This window comes from Pseudomonas sp. LB3P81 (assembly GCF_054897965.1).
Genome location: NZ_JBUBVG010000001.1, coordinates 2,528,679 through 2,550,123, shown reverse-complemented (window position 1 = coordinate 2,550,123; position 21,445 = coordinate 2,528,679). Strand labels below are relative to the sequence as shown.

The following is a 21,445-nucleotide window of genomic DNA, read 5'->3' as shown; positions in this document are numbered from 1 at the left end:
TTCAGGTTCGCGAAACGAGCGAAGGCGACCCCAGGGTCGCCTTCGTGCTTTCTGCCGTTCCTAAATTTTTGCGGTAACGACCATTTTTTTCGCGTGAGCCAGGGATTCCTTGGTCAGGTCGATGCCCCCCAGCATCCGTGCAACCTCTTCGACACGATCGTTCTTGCTCAGCTTGGACACGGCCGTATGGGTCGCATCCTCGCCACGGACCTTGTGTACAAATAGATGCTGATGACCCTGCGCCGCCACTTGCGGCAAGTGAGTCACCGTCAGCACCTGTCCGCGTTCACCGAGGCGACGCAGCAGCTGACCGACAATCTCTGCAGTCGGTCCGCCGATACCCACGTCCACTTCGTCGAACACCAGTGTCGGAACGCGTGAAGTCTGCGCGGTGATCACCTGAATCGCGAGGCTGATCCGCGACAGCTCACCACCCGAGGCTACTTTGGCCAGGGCTTTCAATGGTTGGCCCGGGTTGGCGCTCACCAGTAACTCGACTTGTTCCTGCCCGTTGGGAAGTAATTCATCGCTGCCATTGGGGCGCAATTCGATGGTGAAACGACCGCCGGGCATACCCAGTCGCTGGATTTCCTGCTCCACGGCGCTGGCCAGACTAGTGGACGCCTGATGGCGCAGATCGCTCAGTTCCCGAGCCTTCTCCTGATAATGGCGGGCATAAGAGGCCAGCTCATCACTCAGCCGCTCAATGGATTCATCATTGGCATTCAAGGTTTCGATTTCATCCAGCAAGCGCTGCTGCATCTCGGCCACCTCGGTGGGCTGGATGCGGTGCTTGCGCGCCATGGTGTAGATCGCATCGAGGCGTTCTTCCAGATATTGCAGGCGCGCCGGGTCGGCATCGAAGTTATCGAGGAAGCGATTCAGCTCGCCCACGGCTTCTTCTACCTGGATTTGTGCACTGGTCAGCAAACTGCTGGCCTCCCCCAGCGCTCCGATCGAGTTGTTTACGCTAGACAGGCGATTGAGGCTGGCGGTCAGGGCATTCAGTACATTGCCGGAATCACTCTCGCTGCATTGTTCGACCACTTGCCGGCAGATGCCCAGCAGGGTTTCGGCGTTGGTCAGGTTCTTGTGTTCCTGTTCCAGCTGTTCCAGTTCGTTTTCACCGAGGCCGAGGTTTTCCAGTTCTTCGAGCTGATAGCTGAGCAGTTGATGGCGAGCGCGTTGCTCATCGCCGGAGTTGGAGAGGCGCTCCAGCTCCTGGCGGGTCTGGCGCCAGCGTTGGGCGGCTAATTGCACCTGGCGTGCAAGGTCCGTGGCGCCAGCGTATTCGTCGAGCAGGCGGCGGTGAGTGTCGGTCTTGAGTAGCGACTGGTGCTCATGCTGGCTGTGGATATCGATCAGCAGTTCGCCCAGGGCCTTGAGGTCACCGAGCGGGCAGGGCGTGCCGTTGATATAGCCGCGCGAGCGTCCTTCGGCGGTTATCACCCGGCGAAGGATGCATGGGCCATCACTTTCGAGGTCGCGTTCGGCCAACCAGGTGCTGGCTTCCGGAATGTCGATCAGGTCGAAGGTGGCCAGGATGTCGGCCTTGTCGGCGCCGGGGCGGACGACGCCACTGTCGGCGCGATCGCCGAGGGTCAGGCCGAGGGCGTCGAGCATGATCGACTTGCCGGCGCCGGTTTCCCCTGTGATCACGCTCATCCCGCGATCGAGTTCGAGATCGAGATGTTCAACGATGGCGTAGTTGTGTACGGACAGGTGCACCAGCATAAAGGCCGCTCCCAGGCTTTAGGTCTGGTTATTTATACAGTGTTTTATTTGCGCCTGACAATGCCCTCGTTTAGCTCGATTTGCTTGATCCGACGAAATCGTTAGCGCGTCGAGGAATGACAATGCAGCTGTTTTTTGTAGGGTTAATCATAACAAGCCCCTTGAAGCTCATTTTTGCGGCCCCATATACCGGGACAGAAGCGCGAGTTGAGCTCGCGGATGAAATTGAAAGGAGAAATCTATGGCTGACGAACAGACAGTGGATACGCAAAATCTAGACGCCGATCAGGCTGCCCAGGATTCGGGTAATGACCTGGCGGCTCGTGTACAAGTGCTCGAAGAGCAACTGGCTGGCGCCCAGGATCAGGCCTTGCGTGTAGCAGCTGATCTGCAGAACGTCCGCCGCCGCGCCGAGCAGGATGTAGAAAAAGCACACAAATTCGCCCTGGAAAAATTTGCTGGCGATTTGCTGCCGGTCATCGACAGCCTGGAGCGTGGTCTGGAGTTGTCCAACCCGGACGACGAAAGCATCCGCCCAATGCGCGAAGGCATCGAGCTGACCCTGAAAATGTTCCAGGACACCCTGAAGCGTTATCAGCTGGAAGTCATCGACCCGGAAGGCCATCCATTCAATGCCGTTAAACATCAGGCAATGGCCATGCAGGAAAGCGCCGACGTCGAGCCGAACAGCGTGCTCAAGGTGTTCCAGAAGGGCTATGAGCTCAACGGTCGTCTGCTGCGCCCGGCCATGGTCGTGGTCAGCAAGGCCCCTGCGCCAGTTTCGCCTTCTATTGACGAGCAGGCTTGAAATTAGCCGCAAGGCCCCCATTTAGAAGTCAAGCGTTTAAGTGCTACCGCAGTTAGCCACCACTGCTGCGGCAACCAAATCCAAAGTTTCGGGAGAGTGAACATGGGCAAAATTATCGGTATCGACCTGGGGACTACCAACTCCTGCGTCTCCGTGCTTGAAAACGGCGTAGCCAAAGTAATCGAAAACGCCGAAGGCGCGCGTACCACGCCGTCGATCATCGCTTACGCCAACGATGGCGAAATCCTGGTTGGGCAGTCCGCCAAGCGTCAGGCTGTGACCAATCCGCACAACACCCTGTACGCGGTGAAGCGTCTGATCGGTCGTAAGTTCGACGAAGAAGTCGTACAGAAAGACATCAAGATGGTCCCTTACAAAATCGCCAAGGCTGACAATGGCGACGCGTGGGTAGAAGTGAACGGCCAGAAAATGTCGCCGCCACAAATCTCGGCTGAAATTCTGAAGAAAATGAAGAAGACCGCCGAAGACTACCTCGGCGAGCCTGTGACTGAAGCTGTGATCACCGTTCCAGCCTACTTCAACGACAGCCAGCGCCAGGCGACCAAAGACGCCGGCCGCATCGCGGGCCTGGACGTAAAACGTATCATCAACGAACCAACCGCAGCCGCTCTGGCTTACGGTATGGACAAAGCCAAGGGCGATCACACTGTGATCGTTTACGACCTGGGCGGCGGTACTTTCGACGTTTCCGTGATCGAAATCGCTGAAGTCGATGGCGAGCACCAGTTCGAAGTATTGGCCACCAACGGTGACACGTTCCTGGGCGGTGAAGACTTTGACATTCGTCTGATCGACTACCTCGTCGACGAATTCAAGAAAGAAAGCGGCATGAACCTCAAAGGTGACCCGCTGGCCATGCAGCGCCTGAAAGAAGCTGCTGAAAAAGCCAAGATCGAACTGTCTTCGAGCATGTCGACCGACGTGAACCTGCCGTACATCACTGCAGACGCCACCGGTCCTAAGCACTTGAACGTGAAAATCTCCCGCGCCAAGCTTGAAGCGCTGGTAGAAGACCTGGTTCAACGCACCATCGAACCTTGCCGCATCGCTCTGAAAGACTCCGGTATCGACGTTGGCGCCATCAACGACGTGATCCTGGTCGGCGGCCAGACCCGTATGCCACTGGTTCAGAAGCTGGTGACCGAGTTCTTCGGTAAAGAAGCACGTAAAGACGTGAACCCGGACGAAGCTGTTGCCATGGGTGCTGCTATCCAGGGCGCCGTATTGGCCGGTGACGTGAAAGACGTTCTGCTGCTCGACGTCAGCCCGCTGACCCTGGGTATCGAAACCATGGGTGGCGTGATGACCGCGCTGATCGAGAAAAACACCACGATTCCTACCAAGAAATCGCAAGTGTTCTCGACTGCCGACGACAACCAGGGCGCCGTGACCATTCACGTGCTGCAAGGCGAGCGTAAGCAAGCGGCTCAGAACAAGTCGTTGGGCAAGTTCGACCTGGCCGAGATTCCACCAGCGCCACGCGGTGTGCCACAAATTGAAGTGACCTTCGACATCGATGCCAACGGCATCCTGCACGTAGGCGCCAAAGACAAGGCTACCGGCAAGGCTCAGTCGATCGTGATCAAGGCTAACTCCGGTTTGTCCGATGAAGAGATCGAGAAAATGATTCGCGATGCTGAAGCGAATTCCGAGGAGGACCGCAAGTTCGAAGAGCTGGCTACTGCCCGCAACCAGGGCGATGCACTGGTTCACTCGACTCGCAAAATGGTCGCGGAAGCAGGCGATAAAGTGACTGCTGAAGAGAAGACTGCAATCGAAGCTGCTGTTGTTGCTCTGGAAGCCGCTGTTAAAGGCGACGACAAAGCTGCAATCGAAGCCAAAGTTGAAGAGCTGTCGAAAGTCTCCGCTCCAGTGGCGCAGAAGATGTACGCCGAACAGGCCCAGCCTGCTGAAGCCGCGGCACCGCACGCCGAAAAAGCTGAAAAGGCTGACGACGTTGTCGATGCCGAGTTCGAAGAAGTCAAAGACCACAAGTAAGTTGTTGGTCGCCCGGTTGACTGCCTTGAGGCGGTGACTGGTAGGATGTCGCCGCGCGGGAGCCTGCTCCCGCGTTGGCGTGTCTGGAGTACGCGAATTTTTACAGCATGCGACAACGTTCGGGTGCTGGTGGTATGGCCGAAGATGCTCCTGCTTTTCGAGCCGAAAGTACCGCAATGAATCAAAGACCAGGATCGTTGAATTGACGTGAGTTGGGTCCGGGCCTGTATTGGGGCTCAACGAGTTTGGCGAGGCTCAGGAGAGGTTTGCCGAACGTCCTTAAGAGTGCAAAGACTTATGGCAAAGCGTGACTATTACGAAGTATTGGGTGTCGAGCGTGGCACAAGCGAAGCGGACCTGAAAAAGGCCTACCGTCGCCTGGCGATGAAGCACCACCCGGACCGTAATCCCGATGACAAAGCGTCGGAAGAGATGTTCAAGGAGGCCAACGAGGCCTACGAAGTACTGTCCGATTCCAGCAAGCGCGCGGCGTACGACCAGTATGGTCATGCCGGCGTCGATCCAAGCATGGGTGGCGGCGGCGCCGGGTTTGGCGGTCAGAACTTCTCCGACATCTTTGGTGATGTCTTCAGTGACTTCTTCGGTGGCGGTCGCGGCGGTGCTCGTGGCGGCGCCCAGCGCGGCAGTGACTTGCGTTACACTCTGGAGCTGAACCTGGAAGAAGCGGTGCGCGGCACGACCGTGAATATCCGCGTTCCGACCCTGGTCAACTGCAAGCCGTGCGATGGCTTGGGTGCCAGGAAAGGCTCCTCGCCGATCACCTGCACGACGTGTGGCGGTATCGGTCAGGTCCGCATGCAGCAAGGTTTCTTCTCGGTGCAGCAGACCTGCCCGCGCTGCCATGGCCAGGGCAAGATCATTTCCGATCCGTGCACCTCCTGTAACGGTGACGGTCGCGTTGAAGAGTACAAAACCCTTTCCGTGAAAGTACCGGCAGGTGTCGACACCGGTGACCGCATTCGTCTGTCCGGCGAAGGCGAGGCGGGTGCTCAGGGTGGGCCTACTGGCGACCTGTACGTGGTGATCAATGTGCGCGAGCACGCGATCTTCCAGCGCGACGGCAAGCATCTGTTCTGCGAAGTGCCGATCAGCTTCGTCGATGCTGCGCTGGGTGGCGAGCTGGAGATTCCGACCCTTGATGGTCGTGTCAAACTGAAAATCCCTGAAGGGACTCAGACCGGCAAACAATTCCGTGTGCGCGGCAAAGGCGTTGCGCCAGTTCGTGGCGGCGGTGCCGGTGACTTGATGTGCCGTGTGGCGGTCGAAACCCCGGTCAATCTGGGTCGCCGTCAGCGCGAATTGCTGGAAGAATTCCGCAGCTCGCTGGCGGACGACAACAGCCATTCGCCGAAAACCACTGGTTGGTTCGAAGGCGTAAAGCGCTTCTTCGGCGATCTGTAAGGAGTGAGCATGCGACGTATAGCTGTGATGGGTGCTGCTGGCCGCATGGGCAAAATCCTGGTCGAAGCAGTGCAGCAGCGGGCACCGCTGACCGGCCTGACAGCAGCCATCGTGCGCCCCGGCAGCACGCTGATCGGCGTGGATGCCGGTGAGCTGGTCTCGTTAGGGCGTATCGGCGTGCCGCTGTCCAGTCATGTGGAAGCGGTGGCTGAAGAATTCGATGTGTTGATCGACTTCACGTTGCCGGAAGTCATGCTGAAAAACCTGGCGTTCTGCCGTAAGGCAGGCAAGGCCATGGTGATCGGCACGACAGGGCTGGATGCTGCGCAGAAGCAGTTGCTGGTCGAGGCGGGCAAGGACATTCCCATCGTGTTCGCGGCCAATTTCAGTGTCGGCGTGAACCTGTCGCTGAAGCTGCTCGACATGGCTGCTCGTGTGTTGGGTGATGATGCGGATATCGAAATCATCGAGGCTCATCACCGGCACAAGATCGATGCGCCTTCGGGTACTGCCCTGCGTATGGGTGAAGTGATTGCTGGTGCGCTGGATCGTGATCTGCAGAAGGTCGCGGTCTACGGGCGCGAAGGTCATACTGGCGCGCGTGAGCGTGAAACGATTGGTTTTGCCACTGTGCGCGGCGGTGATGTAGTCGGTGATCACACGGTGTTGTTTGCCTGTGAGGGCGAGCGCCTGGAGATCACGCATAAAGCGTCCAGTCGCATGACTTTCGCCAAGGGCGCAGTGCGTGCGGCGTTGTGGCTGGACGGTCGCGAGCCTGGCCTCTATGACATGCAAGACGTGCTCGACCTGCGTTAAGATGCAGCCGAAACCGGGTTCCAACCCAGCGATGGGATCCGGTTTTATTACGCCAAGCGACGTCCTGTCGCATTCTCCAGCCTTTAGGGCTCATTGGCGGTAGACCAAAAATGCCTTTTTCTGTAAGCTACAGCTTTAGTGTGTCCACTAAAAGCGCGCAGAATAATTCAGTGAAGAAGCGGGGTGACGTGTCCATACGTCACTCCGCTTTTTTACAACCTGCGATCGCCCTTTCAGGCTTTATTTACGGGAGGTCTTCTTGACTAAGCCAGCCATACTCGCCCTTGCTGATGGCAGCATTTTTCGCGGCGAAGCCATTGGAGCCGACGGTCAAACCGTTGGTGAGGTGGTGTTTAACACCGCAATGACCGGCTATCAGGAAATCCTTACCGATCCTTCCTACGCCCAACAGATCGTTACCCTGACTTACCCGCACATCGGCAACACCGGCACCACGCCGGAAGACGCCGAGTCCGACCGCGTCTGGTCCGCTGGTCTGGTCATCCGTGACCTGCCACTGGTTGCGAGCAACTGGCGTAACACGATGTCCCTGTCCGACTATCTGAAGGCCAACAACGTTGTGGCCATCGCCGGTATCGACACCCGCCGCCTCACGCGCATCCTGCGTGAAAAAGGCGCGCAGAACGGCTGCATCATGGCCGGTGACAACATTTCCGAAGCAGCGGCCATCGCTGCTGCTCAAGGTTTCCCTGGCCTCAAAGGCATGGACCTGGCGAAAGTCGTCAGCACCAAAGAAACCTACGAATGGCGCTCGACTGTCTGGGATTTGAAAACCGACAGCCACGCGACCCTCTCAGCCTCCGAGCTGCCGTACCACGTGGTTGCCTACGACTACGGCGTCAAGCTGAACATCCTGCGCATGCTGGTCGAGCGCGGTTGCCGCGTGACCGTGGTGCCGGCTCAAACGCCTGCTGCTGACGTGCTGGCGATGAAGCCGGACGGCGTGTTCCTGTCCAACGGTCCTGGCGACCCGGAGCCTTGCGATTACGCGATCCAGGCGATCAAGGATGTGCTGGAAACCGAGATTCCGGTATTCGGCATCTGCCTCGGTCACCAGCTGCTGGCCCTGGCCTCCGGCGCCAAGACCCTGAAAATGGGCCACGGCCACCACGGTGCCAACCACCCGGTCCAGGATCTGGACAGCGGTGTGGTGATGATCACCAGCCAGAACCACGGTTTTGCGGTGGACGAAGCGACCTTGCCGGCCAACGTTCGGGCGATTCACAAATCGCTGTTCGACGGCACCCTGCAAGGCATCGAGCGTACCGACAAGAGCGCCTTCAGCTTCCAGGGTCACCCGGAAGCCAGCCCTGGCCCGAACGACGTAGCGCCACTGTTCGATCGCTTCATCAACGAAATGGCCAAGCGACGCTGATCGCTCGCCTTGATGCAGCAAAGCTTGAGGGCGGTCCCGACACCGGCGGCCCCCTCAAGGCTTCACAGATTGAACAAGACGGCTTGCCGACTGACCTGCGGATTTGAGTGACAAACCCATGCCAAAACGTACAGACATTAAAAGCATCCTGATTCTCGGCGCTGGCCCGATCGTTATCGGCCAGGCCTGCGAATTCGACTACTCCGGTGCCCAGGCCTGCAAAGCCCTGCGCGAAGAGGGTTACCGCGTCATCCTGGTGAACTCCAACCCGGCCACCATCATGACCGATCCGGCCATGGCCGACGCCACCTACATCGAACCGATCAAGTGGCAGACCGTTGCCAAGATCATCGAGAAAGAACGTCCGGACGCGCTGCTGCCGACCATGGGCGGTCAGACCGCTCTGAACTGCGCACTGGACCTGGAGCGCGAAGGCGTTCTGGAGAAGTTCGGCGTAGAGATGATCGGCGCCAACGCTGACACCATCGACAAGGCTGAAGACCGTTCGCGCTTCGACAAGGCGATGAAATCCATCGGCCTGGACTGCCCGCGCTCGGGCATCGCCCACAGCATGGAAGAAGCCAACGCCGTTCTTGAGCGCCTGGGCTTCCCGTGCATCATCCGTCCGTCCTTCACCATGGGCGGCACCGGCGGCGGTATCGCTTACAACCGTGAAGAGTTCGAAGAAATCTGCGCCCGTGGTCTGGACCTTTCGCCGACCAAAGAGCTGCTGATCGACGAATCCCTGATCGGCTGGAAAGAATACGAAATGGAGGTTGTCCGCGATAAGAAGGACAACTGCATCATCGTCTGCTCCATCGAAAACTTTGACCCGATGGGCGTGCACACCGGTGACTCGATCACTGTTGCGCCGGCACAGACCCTGACCGACAAGGAATACCAGATCCTGCGTAACGCCTCCCTGGCGGTCCTGCGCGAGATCGGCGTGGAAACCGGCGGTTCCAACGTCCAGTTCGGCATCTGCCCGGACACGGGCCGCATGGTCGTCATCGAGATGAACCCGCGGGTTTCCCGTTCCTCGGCCCTGGCGTCGAAAGCCACCGGTTTCCCGATTGCCAAAGTCGCGGCCAAACTGGCGGTGGGTTACACCCTCGACGAGCTGTCGAACGACATCACCGGCGGCAAGACTCCGGCTTCCTTCGAACCGTCGATCGACTACGTCGTCACCAAGCTGCCACGCTTCGCCTTCGAGAAATTCCCGAAAGCCGACGCACGCCTGACCACTCAAATGAAGTCGGTCGGTGAAGTCATGGCCATCGGCCGGACCTTCCAGGAATCCCTGCAGAAAGCTCTGCGCGGCCTGGAAGTCGGCGTTTGCGGTCTGGACGAGAAGGTCGACCTGAGCAACCCGGAAAGCATGAGCGTGCTCAAGCGCGAACTGACCGTGCCGGGCGCCGAGCGTATCTGGTACGTGGCTGACGCCTTCCGCGCCGGCCTGTCGGTCGAAGACATCTTCGGCATGAACATGATCGACCCGTGGTTCCTGGTGCAGATCGAAGATCTGATCAAGGAAGAAGAGAAGGTCAAGACCCTGGGTCTGGCCAGCATCGACCGCGACGTGATGTTCCGTCTCAAGCGCAAAGGCTTCTCCGACATGCGACTGGCCAAGCTGCTGGGCGTGACCGAGAAGGCCTTGCGTCGTCACCGTCACAAGCTCGAGGTTTACCCGGTCTACAAGCGCGTTGACACCTGCGCGGCCGAGTTCGCCACCGACACCGCTTACCTCTACTCGACGTACGAGGAAGAGTGCGAAGCCGCACCGTCGGGCCGCGACAAGATCATGATCCTCGGCGGCGGTCCAAACCGTATCGGCCAGGGCATCGAGTTCGACTACTGCTGCGTACACGCGGCACTGGCCCTGCGCGAAGACGGTTACGAGACCATCATGGTCAACTGCAACCCGGAAACCGTTTCCACCGATTACGACACCTCCGATCGCCTGTACTTCGAGCCGGTAACCCTGGAAGACGTGCTGGAAATCGTCCGCGTCGAGAAGCCGAAAGGCGTGATCGTCCAGTACGGCGGCCAGACCCCGCTGAAACTGGCTCGCGCTCTGGAAGAAGCTGGCGTACCGATTATCGGCACCAGCCCTGACGCCATCGACCGTGCCGAAGACCGTGAGCGCTTCCAGCAGATGGTTGAGCGTCTGAACCTGCGTCAGCCACCAAACGCCACCGTGCGCAGCGAAGACGAAGCGATTCGTGCCGCCGCCAAGATCGGTTACCCGCTGGTGGTGCGTCCGTCCTACGTACTAGGCGGCCGCGCGATGGAAATCGTCTACGAAGAAGAAGAGCTCAAGCGCTACCTGCGTGACGCGGTGAAAGTGTCGAACGACAGCCCGGTGCTGCTCGACCACTTCCTCAACTGCGCCATCGAAATGGACGTGGATGCGGTTTGCGACGGCACCGACGTGGTGATCGGCGCGATCATGCAACACATCGAGCAGGCCGGCGTTCACTCCGGTGACTCCGCGTGCTCCCTGCCGCCGTACTCGTTGCCTGTTCACATCCAGGACGAGATGCGCGAACAGGTCAAGAAAATGGCCCTGGAACTGGGCGTGGTCGGCCTGATGAACGTTCAGTTGGCGCTGCAAGGCGAAGACATCTACGTCATCGAAGTCAACCCGCGCGCTTCCCGTACCGTACCGTTCGTGTCCAAGTGCATCGGTGTTTCCCTGGCAATGATCGCGGCACGCGTCATGGCCGGTAAAACCCTGAAAGAAATCGGCTTCACCAAAGAAATCATTCCGAACTTCTACAGCGTGAAAGAGGCGGTGTTCCCGTTCGCCAAATTCCCTGGCGTGGACCCGATCCTCGGCCCAGAGATGAAGTCCACCGGTGAAGTGATGGGCGTGGGTGACACCTTCGGCGAAGCGTTCGCCAAGGCCCAAATGGGCGCCAGCGAAGTGCTGCCGACCGGCGGTACTGCGTTCATCAGCGTGCGTGACGACGACAAGCCACTGGTTGCAGGCGTGGCCCGTGATCTGATCAACTTGGGCTTCGAAGTGGTTGCCACTGCCGGTACTGCCAAGCTGATCGAGGCCGCAGGCCTGAAAGTGCGTCGTGTGAACAAGGTGACCGAAGGCCGTCCTCACGTGGTCGACATGATCAAAAATGACGAAGTCACCCTGATCATCAACACCACTGAAGGTCGCCAGTCGATCGCTGACTCGTACTCCATTCGTCGTAATGCCTTGCAGCACAAGATCTACTGCACCACCACCATTGCTGCTGGCGAAGCCATCTGCGAAGCGCTGAAGTTCGGTCCCGAGAAGACCGTGCGCCGCTTGCAGGATCTACACGCAGGATTGAAGGCATGATCAAGTACCCAATGACCGTCCAGGGTGCGAAAGCCCTGGAAGAAGAACACGCTCACCTGACCAAGGTCGTCCGTCCGAAGCTCAGCCAGGATATCGGCACGGCCCGCGAGTTGGGTGACTTGAAGGAAAACGCCGAATACCACGCTGCTCGCGAGCAGCAAGGTATGGTCGAGGCGCGGATTCGTGACATCGAAGGCCGGATTCAGAATCAGGTCATCATCGACGTCACGACCATTCCTCGCACCGGCAAAGTGATTTTCGGCACTACCGTTGAAATCGCCAACGTCGAGACGGATGAGCGCGTCACTTACCACATCGTGGGTGAGGATGAGGCTGACTTCAAACTCGGCAAGATTTCGGTAGGTTCGCCATTGGCCCGCGCCTTGATTGCCAAGGAAGAGGGTGATGTGGTCGCCGTGAAGACGCCAGGTGGCGTTATCGAGTACGAGATTGTCGAAGTCCGCCATATCTGAAAGAAGGCGCCCGCTGCGTGCGGGCGCCATGCTTTGGCAGTTGACTCAGATGTTGTGGGTTGGCGGCCTGTGGCTGTTGCACATCGGTCTGCTGCCGGTGCTGGGCCAAATTGGCCTGGCGCCGCTGCTGATCGACGAAATTGCAGGCGAGCTGAACTCGCTGGTGGTGGGTTTCGCCTCGGCGTGTGTATTTTTTCAGGCTTTGGTGCTGGTTCAGGCCGATGGCCTTGCCAGTCTATGGCGCGATATTCGCGGGCAACTGCTGCTGATGGCGTTGTATGCGTGCGCGATGTTTTTCGCGGTGCGTATCGGCTGGCCGGATGCAGTGCGTTGGCAGGTGTTCAGCTATCTTGTTCTGGGTTTTTCCGGGTTGGTGCTGGTTTTGCAGCCAGTGCCGGGATGGAGCGGCAGGGTGCGCGAAGCACACCCTTGACCCTTGCCATCACTTGAAGCGATGGACGTTCGACAGCTGCTTGTTGACGCTGAAGTTCTTGCGGTAAATCAGTGCCATCTTGCCGATGACCTGAACCAGATCCGCTTTGCCGACCTTGCAGAGTTCTGCAATGGACGCCAGGCGCGATTCGCGATCGAGGATGTTGAGCTTGATTTTGATCAGCTCGTGATCCGCCAAAGCGCGTTCAAGTTCGGCTAACACACCTTCAGTCAAACCGTTGTCAGCCACAATCAAAACTGGTTTCAGATGGTGGCCAATGGATTTGTACTGTTTCTTCTGCTCTTGAGTGAGCGGCATAATCTGACCCTTTCGTCTGTATTCTGTAAAATGGCGGCCATTTTACCCGAGGGTTCGTGGATCCGCCCAATTAATCACGACCCTTATCATCGAGGTGCCCAATGGCGCGTTCCAAGACAAGCCTTGGTTGGCTGAAAAGACATGTCAATGATCCCTATGTGAAGCAGGCGCAGAAGGATGGTTACCGCTCGCGTGCGAGTTACAAGCTTCTGGAGGTCCAGGAGAAATACAAGCTGATCCGTCCGGGTATGAGTGTTGTCGACCTGGGTGCGGCGCCCGGCGGCTGGTCGCAGGTCACTAGTCGGCTGATCGGTGGTCAGGGGCGTCTGATCGCCTCGGACATCCTGGAAATGGACAGCATTCCGGACGTGACTTTCATCCAGGGTGACTTCACCCAGGACGAAGTGCTCGCTGAGATCCTTGAAGCCGTGGGTAATTCGCAGGTGGACCTTGTGATTTCCGATATGGCCCCCAATATGAGTGGTACGCCTGAGGTGGACATGCCAAAAGCCATGTTTCTATGTGAGCTGGCTCTTGATCTGGCGGCTCGGATACTCAAGCCGGGTGGTAATTTCGTGATCAAGGTGTTTCAGGGCGAAGGGTTTGATGCTTACGTGAAGGACGCTCGTCAGAAATTCGACAAGGTCCAGATGATCAAGCCGGACTCTTCCCGTGGCAGTTCCCGCGAGCAATACATGCTGGCTTGGGGCTACCGCGGCCGTAGTGAGTAAATCGAGGCTTTTTTGCGGGTCGATAGGATTTTCGTATTTCGCCCTGTGGGAAATAGCGAATATTGTGTAGAAAGTGTTTCACAAAGGGTTACAGACGGCGCCTGCCAGAGCCGTACGTAATGTAGTAAGTTAGGCCGGTGAATATCATGCGAAGCGCGCGCCATTAGCGGAGCTTGCTTCAGAGGGTAGTTAATTGAACGATATGGCAAAGAATCTGATCCTGTGGTTGATCATCGCGGCTGTCCTGGTGACAGTGATGAACAACTTCTCCAGCCCTAACGAGCCGCAGACCCTCAACTATTCCGACTTCATCCAGCAGGTCAAGGATGGCAAGGTCGAGCGCGTAGCCGTTGATGGCTATGTGATTACCGGTAAGCGCAACGATGGCGACAGCTTCAAGACCATCCGTCCCGCTATCCAGGACAACGGTCTGATCGGCGACCTCGTGGACAACCACGTGGTAGTCGAAGGCAAGCAGCCTGAACAGCAAAGCATCTGGACTCAACTCCTGGTCGCGAGCTTCCCGATCCTGGTGATCATCGCCGTCTTCATGTTTTTCATGCGGCAGATGCAGGGCGGTGCCGGAGGCAAGGGCGGGCCGATGAGTTTCGGCAAGAGCAAGGCGCGCCTGCTGTCCGAAGATCAGGTGAAAACCACCCTGGCTGACGTTGCCGGTTGCGACGAAGCCAAGGAAGAAGTCGGCGAACTGGTCGAGTTCCTCCGTGATCCGGGCAAGTTCCAGCGTCTGGGCGGTCGCATTCCTCGCGGCGTGCTGATGGTCGGTCCTCCGGGTACCGGTAAAACCTTGCTGGCCAAGGCGATTGCCGGCGAAGCCAAAGTGCCGTTCTTCACCATTTCCGGTTCCGATTTCGTCGAAATGTTCGTCGGCGTCGGTGCCAGCCGTGTTCGCGATATGTTCGAACAGGCCAAGAAGCACGCGCCATGCATCATCTTCATCGATGAAATCGACGCCGTCGGTCGCCACCGTGGTGCCGGTATGGGCGGCGGTCACGACGAGCGCGAACAGACCCTCAACCAGTTGCTGGTAGAGATGGACGGCTTCGAAATGAATGACGGCATCATCGTCATCGCCGCAACCAACCGTCCGGACGTACTGGACCCTGCGTTGCTGCGTCCGGGCCGTTTCGACCGTCAGGTCGTGGTCGGTCTGCCGGATATCCGCGGTCGTGAGCAGATTCTCAAGGTCCACATGCGCAAAGTGCCGATGGGTGACGATGTCGCTCCTGCGGTCATCGCGCGTGGTACACCTGGCTTCTCCGGTGCCGACCTTGCCAACCTGGTGAACGAAGCATCGTTGTTCGCTGCCCGTACCGGCAAGCGCATCGTCGAAATGAAAGAGTTCGAGCTGGCTAAAGACAAGATCATGATGGGCGCCGAGCGCAAATCCATGGTCATGTCCGAGAAAGAGAAGCAGAACACCGCTTACCACGAAGCAGGCCACGCCATTGTCGGTCGCGTCGTGCCTGAACATGATCCGGTCTACAAGGTGTCGATCATTCCGCGCGGTCGTGCGCTGGGTGTGACCATGTTCCTGCCGGAAGAAGATCGCTACAGCCTGTCCAAGCGTGCATTGATCAGTCAGATCTGCTCGCTGTACGGCGGCCGTATCGCTGAAGAAATGACCCTGGGCTTCGACGGTGTGACCACTGGTGCGTCCAACGACATCATGCGTGCCAGTCAGATTGCACGGAACATGGTGACCAAGTGGGGTCTGTCGGAAAAGCTCGGTCCGTTGATGTACGCCGAAGAAGAGGGCGAAGTGTTCCTCGGTCGCGGCGGCGGTGGTCAGAGTGCAAGCTTCTCCGGTGAGACAGCCAAGCTTATCGACTCCGAAGTGCGCAGCATCATTGACCAATGCTACGGCACGGCCAAGCAGATCCTCACGGATAACCGTGACAAGCTCGACGCCATGGCTGATGCCTTGATGAAGTATGAAACGATCGATGCCGATCAGATCGACGACATCATGGCGGGTCGTACGCCTCGCGAACCTCGCGACTGGTCGGGTGGCACCGGTACTTCCGGAACACCTCCGGCAGTGCAGGATCCGCGTCCGGAAACACCGATCGGCGGTCCAGCTGCTGACGTTTAAGGTTTGAAATGACTTTTGTTCAGTCCTCAACCCGGTTGCCTTGCGGCAACCGGGTTCTTGATTTGGCCCAGACGCATGTCATGGGCATTCTCAATGTCACTCCCGATTCCTTCTCCGACGGCGGCCAATACAGCCAGCTCGATGCGGCCTTGCGCCACGCCGAAGCCATGGTGTTGGCTGGCGCGACACTGATTGATGTTGGCGGCGAATCGACACGGCCCGGTGCCAGGGCGGTTTCACCCCTCGAAGAGCTGGAGCGCGTAGCGCCGATCGTTGAGCGCATCAATCGCGAGCTGGATGTGATTATCTCGGTCGATACCTCTACGCCAGCCGTCATGCGCGAAACCGCGCGGCTGGGGGCGGGTTTGATCAATGACGTTCGCGCGTTGCGCCGTGAAGGCGCCCTGGACGCAGCGGCAGACACCGGTTTGCCGGTCTGCCTGATGCATATGCTCGGCGAGCCAGGCGACATGCAGGACAATCCGCATTATCAGGACGTGACCAAAGAGGTGGGCGAGTTTCTCGCCGGGCGCATGGCTCAGTGTGCATCGGTCGGAATTCCGGCTGAGCGGATCATCCTGGATCCGGGTTTTGGCTTCGCAAAAAACTTGCAGCACAATCTAAGCTTGTTCAAACATATGGAAGCCCTGCATGTCTTCGGGCGGCCCCTGTTGGTCGGGGTTTCGCGCAAGAGCATGATAGGGCAAGCGTTGAATCGCCCGGTCGGAGAGCGACTGTATGGTGGCCTGGCGCTCGCGGCACTGGCTTCATTCAAGGGGGCGCGTATATTGCGCGTCCATGATGTGGCCGAAACCGTCGATCTGGTGCGAATGATCGCCGCAGTGGAATCAGCCGAATAAGAATGATGGAGTACTTATGACTAAAAAATACTTTGGCACCGACGGGATTCGTGGTCGGGTCGGCGAATATCCGATTACTCCTGAATTCATGCTCAAGCTCGGTTGGGCTGCGGGCATGGCGTTCCGCAAAATGGGCGCCTGTAAGGTGCTGGTGGGCAAGGACACCCGGATATCCGGGTACATGTTCGAATCGGCGCTCGAGGCCGGGCTGACTTCGGCGGGTGCCGACGTGATGCTCCTGGGCCCGATGCCGACCCCGGCCATCGCTTATTTGACGCGTACGTTCCATGCCGAAGCCGGGATCGTGATCAGTGCCTCGCACAATCCTCACGACGATAACGGCATCAAGTTTTTCTCCGGAAAGGGCACCAAGCTGCCGGATGAAGTCGAGCATATGATCGAAGAATTGCTCGACACCCCGATGACCGTGGTTGAGTCGAGCAAGATCGGCAAGGTCTCGCGAATCAACGACGCCTCGGGCCGTTACATTGAATTTTGTAAGAGCAGTGTGCCGACAGGCACCAGCTTTTCGGGCTTGAAGATCGTGATCGATTGCGCTCATGGCGCGGTCTACAAAGTGGCGCCTAGCGTATTCCGTGAGTTGGGTGCCGAAGTCGTTGTGCTTTCCGCGCAGCCGAACGGCCTGAACATCAATGATAACTGCGGTTCGACCCATATGGGTCAGCTGCAGGCTGCCGTGCTGGCCGAGCACGCCGATCTGGGCATTGCGTTCGACGGTGATGGCGATCGGGTTCTGATGGTCGATCACACAGGCGCCGTCGTCGATGGTGACGAACTTTTGTTCATCATTGCTCGCGACCTGCATGAGCGTGATCTGTTGAAGGGCGGTGTGGTCGGGACATTGATGAGCAACCTGGGGCTGGAATTGGCCCTCGCAGATCTGTCGATTCCGTTTGTGCGTGCCAACGTCGGTGACCGTTATGTGATCGCGGATCTGCTAGAGCGCAACTGGCTCGTAGGTGGTGAAAACTCAGGGCATATCGTCTGCTTCAATCACACCACGACGGGTGACGCAATTATTGCTGCGCTGCAGGTGCTGATGGCGCTGAAGCGTCGCTCCGAGGGTCTGGGTCAAGCCCGGCAGGCGCTGCGCAAGTGCCCTCAGGTGCTGATCAACGTACGGTTTGGCGGTGGCGCGAGCCCGCTGGATCATTCGTCGGTCAAAGAGGCCAGTGAGCGCGTGACCAAAGCCATGGGGGGGCGTGGACGCGTGCTGTTGCGCAAGTCCGGCACGGAGCCGTTGGTGCGCGTCATGGTCGAAGGCGAGGACGAAACACAGGTTCGCGGCTACGCCGAAGAGCTGGCAAAACTGGTTACTGAAGTTTCTGCCTGAATTCGGCTTGCCAGCCATGATTGTGTTGGGTAACATCTGCGCCCACTTTGACCGACGAGGTACAGCATGCGTCGCACTATGGTAGCTGGTAACTGGAAGATGCACGGTACCCGCGCCAGCGTCGTTGAGCTGATCAATGGCCTTCGTCAATTGGCCTTGCCGGGCGATGTTGATGTCGCGGTATTCCCGCCTTTCCTGCATATCAATCAAGTGATTGATGGCCTGAAAGGAAAGTCGATTTCGGTCGGCGCGCAGAACTCTGCGGTGGAATCCGGGCAAGGCGCATTGACCGGTGAGGTTGCGCCGAGTCAGTTGGTGGATGCAGGTTGTTCCCTGGTACTTGTCGGGCATTCCGAGCGCCGCCAGATAATGGGCGAGCAGGACGGTATGCTGATTCGCAAGTTCGCAGCGGCGCAGGCATGTGGCTTGATTCCGGTGTTGTGCATAGGGGAAACCCTGGAGCAGCGTGAAGCCGGGAAAACTCTTGAGGTTGTCGGGCGTCAGCTTGGCAGTATCATTGAGGAGCTGGGTGTCGGTGTTTTTGCAAACGCAGTAATTGCTTACGAGCCGGTCTGGGCCATTGGCACCGGGCTGACTGCTTCGCCGCAACAGGCGCAGGATGTGCATGCAGCCATTCGCGCTCAGTTGGCGGCAGAGAATTCTGAGGTCGCACAAGGTGTGCGGCTTCTATACGGCGGCAGCGTGAAGGCGGCCAATGCGGTCGAACTGTTCGGCATGCCGGATATCGATGGGGGGCTCATTGGTGGAGCTTCCCTGAATGCAGATGAGTTCGGTGCGATTTGTCGCGCCGCGGGAAACTGAAAAAATGCTGGAAACAGTCGTAGTCGTTTTTCATCTGCTGGGTGCATTGGGCGTAGTTGCTCTGGTATTGCTGCAGCAGGGTAAAGGTGCGGATGCTGGCGCGTCTTTCGGAGCAGGTGCTTCAAATACTGTGTTCGGAAGCCAAGGTTCCTCTACCTTTCTTAGTAAGTTTACTGCTATACTTGCCGCCGGTTTCTTCATAACCAGCTTGGGGTTAGGTTACTTTGCTAAAGAGAAGGCTCACCAGCTGACTCAAGTAGGTTTGCCAAACCCGGCAGTGTTGGAAGTTCCAAAGCAACAACCGGCTTCTGATGATGTACCGGTGCTTCAAGAGCAAAAGTCGGCTACTCCAGCGACTGACGTACCTCCAGCTCAAGAGCAAAAGTAAGAAGGGTTTCAAACGTAGTATTGCCGAGGTGGTGGAATTGGTAGACACGCAACCTTGAGGTGGTTGTGCCCATAGGGTGTAGGGGTTCGAGTCCCCTTCTCGGTACCAATTATCAGGAGAGCCCGCTGTTGCGGGCTTTCTTGTAGGTGGAAGGTTACATTGACCCTGTCAGGGATCGGTCGTATACTTCCGCCCCAGCTTTGTCGCGGGGTGGAGCAGTCTGGTAGCTCGTCGGGCTCATAACCCGAAGGTCGTCGGTTCAAATCCGGCCCCCGCAACCAGTTTAAGGAGCCCCTTTTAAGGGGCTTTTTGTTAGCTGGACACTTTCTACGCCGCTGTTCGACGGCGTTTCAAGGATGGGCGTTTCGCCCATTTTTTTATTTTGCATAGCATGCACATACATGCACGAGGGGGTTCAGGTGTCGAGCAAGCTAGAAGAGTTGCAGGCCTTGTTGGCCCCGGTGGTCGTGGCCCTAGGCTATGAATGCTGGGGTATTGAGTTCTCGGCTCAAGGTCGCCACTCAATGTTGCGCGTTTATATTGATAAAGAAGGCGGCGTGCTGGTGGACGATTGCGCCATCGTCAGCCGTCAGATCAGCGGTGTCCTGGATGTTGAAGATCCAATCGCCGTTGAATACACCCTTGAAGTTTCCTCGCCTGGCATGGAACGCCCACTGTTCACTATTGAGCAGTTTGCAAAATTTGCCGGTGAACAAGTGAAGATCAGGCTGCGCTCGCCTTTTGAAGGACGACGCAACTTTCAGGGCCTTCTGCGCGGTGTAGAAGAGCAGGACGTCGTGGTGCAGGTTGAAGACCATGAATTCCTGTTGCCGATCGATATGATCGACAAGGCCAACATTATTCCCAGTTTTGACTGAGACGCGGATCCCGCGGATCCAATGGCTTGCGAAAGGCGAGGCGTACGATGAGCAAAGAAGTACTGCTGGTTGTTGAGTCGGTATCCAATGAAAAGGGCGTACCGGCAAACGTAATTTTTGAAGCGCTGGAGCTGGCTCTGGCCACCGCTACCAAAAAGCGGTTTGAGGACGAAGTCGATCTGCGTGTGGAAATCAATCGCCACACCGGTGCTTACGAGACATTCCGTCGCTGGACGGTTGTCGAAGAAGCAGACCTGGACGATCCGGCCATCGAAACCTGGCCGAGCAAGGTTGCCGAAACGCATCCTGGCGCCAAGGTTGGCGATGTAGTCGAAGAAAAAATCGAATCCATCGAATTCGGCCGTATCGCGGCACAGACTGCCAAGCAAGTCATTGTGCAGAAAGTTCGCGAAGCCGAGCGTGCTCAAGTCGTTGATGCCTATCGCGAGCGCCTGGGGGAAATCATCTCCGGCACCGTGAAGAAAGTGACCCGCGACAACGTGATCGTCGACCTGGGCAACAACGCTGAAGCGTTGCTGGCTCGTGAAGACATCATCTCTCGCGAAACCTTCCGGGTTGGCGTGCGCTTGCGTGCGCTGCTCAAGGAAATCCGCACCGAGAACCGCGGCCCGCAGCTGATCCTGTCGCGTACTGCGCCGGAAATGCTGATCGAGTTGTTCCGCATCGAAGTGCCGGAAATCGCTGAAGGCCTGATCGAAGTAATGGCTGCCTCCCGTGACCCGGGTTCGCGCGCCAAGATCGCGGTCCGCTCCAAGGACAAACGCATCGACCCGCAGGGCGCTTGCATCGGTATGCGCGGTTCGCGCGTCCAGGCAGTGTCGGGTGAGTTGGGCGGTGAGCGTGTGGACATCGTCCTGTGGGACGATAACCCGGCTCAGTTCGTAATCAACGCCATGTCCCCGGCTGAGGTTGCGGCAATTATCGTTGACGAAGATGCCCATGCAATGGACATCGCCGTTGGCGCAGACAATCTGGCTCAGGCCATCGGTCGCGGTGGTCAGAACGTGCGTCTGGCTAGCCAGTTGACTGGCTGGACCCTGAACGTGATGACCGAATCGGACATCCAGGCTAAGCAGCAAGCAGAAACCGGCGACATCCTGCGCAACTTCATCGACGAGCTGGAAGTCGACGAAGATCTGGCGCAGGTGCTGGTAGATGAAGGCTTCACCAGCCTGGAAGAGATTGCCTACGTACCGTTGGAAGAAATGCTCAACATCGACGGCTTTGACGAAGAAACCGTCAACGAGCTTCGCGCTCGTGCCAAGGATCGTTTGTTGACCAAAGCCATCGCTACTGAGGAAAAGCTGGCAGACGCCCATCCGGCCGAAGACCTGCTCTCGCTTGAGGGTATGGACAAGGATTTGGCGATGGAACTGGCGGTGCGCGGCGTAATTACCCGCGAAGACCTGGCCGAGCAGTCTATTGACGACCTGCTCGACATCGACGGCATTGACGATGATCGTGCCGGCAAGTTGATCATGGCCGCCCGAGCCCACTGGTTCGAGTAATTAGGCGCGGC

At 58.0% G+C, this 21,445-nt stretch carries 18 protein-coding genes and 2 tRNA genes; 18 read left to right on the top strand and 2 right to left on the bottom strand.

What is annotated here, in order from left to right:
• Positions 1–60: 60 nt before the first annotated feature.
• Positions 61–1,734 (bottom strand): DNA repair protein RecN, encoded by a 1,674-nt coding sequence (gene recN / locus ACYZTL_RS11835; RefSeq protein ID WP_461951939.1) that lies wholly within the window; start codon positions 1,732–1,734, stop codon positions 61–63.
• 241 nt (positions 1,735–1,975) lie between these two features.
• On the opposite strand from recN, the gene grpE reads away from it, so the two are divergent.
• The 8 genes from grpE (at position 1,976) to ACYZTL_RS11795 (ending at position 12,441) form a co-directional block, all read left to right on the top strand.
• Positions 1,976–2,542, top strand: a complete 567-nt coding sequence (gene grpE / locus ACYZTL_RS11830; protein WP_461951938.1) for a nucleotide exchange factor GrpE — start codon at positions 1,976–1,978, stop codon at positions 2,540–2,542.
• A gap of 102 nt (positions 2,543–2,644) precedes the next feature.
• Entirely contained in the window at positions 2,645–4,561 is a 1,917-nt protein-coding gene (gene dnaK, locus ACYZTL_RS11825) for a molecular chaperone DnaK (protein ID WP_461951937.1), read from the top strand.
• 297 nt (positions 4,562–4,858) lie between these two features.
• Positions 4,859–5,983 (top strand): molecular chaperone DnaJ, encoded by a 1,125-nt coding sequence (gene dnaJ, locus ACYZTL_RS11820; protein ID WP_461951936.1) that lies wholly within the window; start codon positions 4,859–4,861, stop codon positions 5,981–5,983.
• Positions 5,984–5,992: 9 nt separating this feature from the next.
• Positions 5,993–6,799, top strand: coding sequence for a 4-hydroxy-tetrahydrodipicolinate reductase (gene dapB, locus ACYZTL_RS11815; RefSeq protein ID WP_461951935.1), 807 nt, complete (start codon positions 5,993–5,995; stop codon positions 6,797–6,799).
• A gap of 259 nt (positions 6,800–7,058) precedes the next feature.
• Entirely contained in the window at positions 7,059–8,195 is a 1,137-nt protein-coding gene (carA, locus tag ACYZTL_RS11810; protein WP_461951934.1) for a glutamine-hydrolyzing carbamoyl-phosphate synthase small subunit, read from the top strand.
• A gap of 118 nt (positions 8,196–8,313) precedes the next feature.
• Positions 8,314–11,535 (top strand): carbamoyl-phosphate synthase large subunit, encoded by a 3,222-nt coding sequence (carB, locus tag ACYZTL_RS11805; RefSeq protein ID WP_461951933.1) that lies wholly within the window; start codon positions 8,314–8,316, stop codon positions 11,533–11,535.
• The gene (greA, locus tag ACYZTL_RS11800; RefSeq protein ID WP_461951932.1) at positions 11,532–12,008 is read left to right on the top strand and encodes a transcription elongation factor GreA; all 477 of its coding nucleotides are present in this window, start codon (positions 11,532–11,534) and stop codon (positions 12,006–12,008) included. Before carB ends, greA begins: the two co-directional genes overlap by 4 nt.
• 28 nt (positions 12,009–12,036) lie before the next feature.
• The gene (locus tag ACYZTL_RS11795; protein WP_461951931.1) at positions 12,037–12,441 is read left to right on the top strand and encodes an MFS transporter; all 405 of its coding nucleotides are present in this window, start codon (positions 12,037–12,039) and stop codon (positions 12,439–12,441) included.
• 9 nt (positions 12,442–12,450) lie between these two features.
• On the opposite strand, the gene ACYZTL_RS11790 is transcribed toward ACYZTL_RS11795, so the two are convergent.
• Complete coding sequence (locus ACYZTL_RS11790; RefSeq protein ID WP_007942889.1) at positions 12,451–12,759, bottom strand: YhbY family RNA-binding protein; 309 nt, start codon at positions 12,757–12,759, stop codon at positions 12,451–12,453.
• Between the two features lie 101 nt (positions 12,760–12,860).
• Here ACYZTL_RS11790 and rlmE point away from each other — a divergent pair, with 101 nt between their 5' ends.
• The 10 genes from rlmE (at position 12,861) to nusA (ending at position 21,434) form a co-directional block, all read left to right on the top strand.
• A complete protein-coding gene (gene rlmE / locus ACYZTL_RS11785; protein WP_461951930.1) occupies positions 12,861–13,490 on the top strand; it encodes a 23S rRNA (uridine(2552)-2'-O)-methyltransferase RlmE in 630 nt (209 codons plus the stop codon).
• Positions 13,491–13,692: 202 nt separating this feature from the next.
• On the top strand, positions 13,693–15,603 hold the full coding sequence (gene ftsH / locus ACYZTL_RS11780; protein WP_017336469.1) for an ATP-dependent zinc metalloprotease FtsH: 1,911 nt from the start codon (positions 13,693–13,695) through the stop codon (positions 15,601–15,603).
• Between the two features lie 8 nt (positions 15,604–15,611).
• Positions 15,612–16,463, top strand: a complete 852-nt coding sequence (gene folP / locus ACYZTL_RS11775) for a dihydropteroate synthase (RefSeq protein ID WP_461951929.1) — start codon at positions 15,612–15,614, stop codon at positions 16,461–16,463.
• Positions 16,464–16,479: 16 nt separating this feature from the next.
• Positions 16,480–17,817 (top strand): phosphoglucosamine mutase, encoded by a 1,338-nt coding sequence (gene glmM, locus ACYZTL_RS11770; RefSeq protein WP_461951928.1) that lies wholly within the window; start codon positions 16,480–16,482, stop codon positions 17,815–17,817.
• Between the two features lie 66 nt (positions 17,818–17,883).
• Complete coding sequence (gene tpiA / locus ACYZTL_RS11765) at positions 17,884–18,639, top strand: triose-phosphate isomerase (protein ID WP_461951927.1); 756 nt, start codon at positions 17,884–17,886, stop codon at positions 18,637–18,639.
• Positions 18,640–18,643: 4 nt separating this feature from the next.
• Positions 18,644–19,027, top strand: coding sequence for a preprotein translocase subunit SecG (gene secG / locus ACYZTL_RS11760; RefSeq protein WP_017336473.1), 384 nt, complete (start codon positions 18,644–18,646; stop codon positions 19,025–19,027).
• Between the two features lie 22 nt (positions 19,028–19,049).
• A tRNA-Leu gene (locus tag ACYZTL_RS11755) sits at positions 19,050–19,135 on the top strand.
• Between the two features lie 96 nt (positions 19,136–19,231).
• A tRNA-Met gene (locus ACYZTL_RS11750) sits at positions 19,232–19,308 on the top strand.
• Positions 19,309–19,446: 138 nt separating this feature from the next.
• Positions 19,447–19,905, top strand: coding sequence for a ribosome maturation factor RimP (gene rimP, locus ACYZTL_RS11745; RefSeq protein WP_032828556.1), 459 nt, complete (start codon positions 19,447–19,449; stop codon positions 19,903–19,905).
• A 47-nt stretch (positions 19,906–19,952) separates the two neighbouring features.
• On the top strand, positions 19,953–21,434 hold the full coding sequence (nusA, locus tag ACYZTL_RS11740; protein WP_007900474.1) for a transcription termination factor NusA: 1,482 nt from the start codon (positions 19,953–19,955) through the stop codon (positions 21,432–21,434).
• The last annotated feature ends 11 nt before the right edge of the window (positions 21,435–21,445 follow it).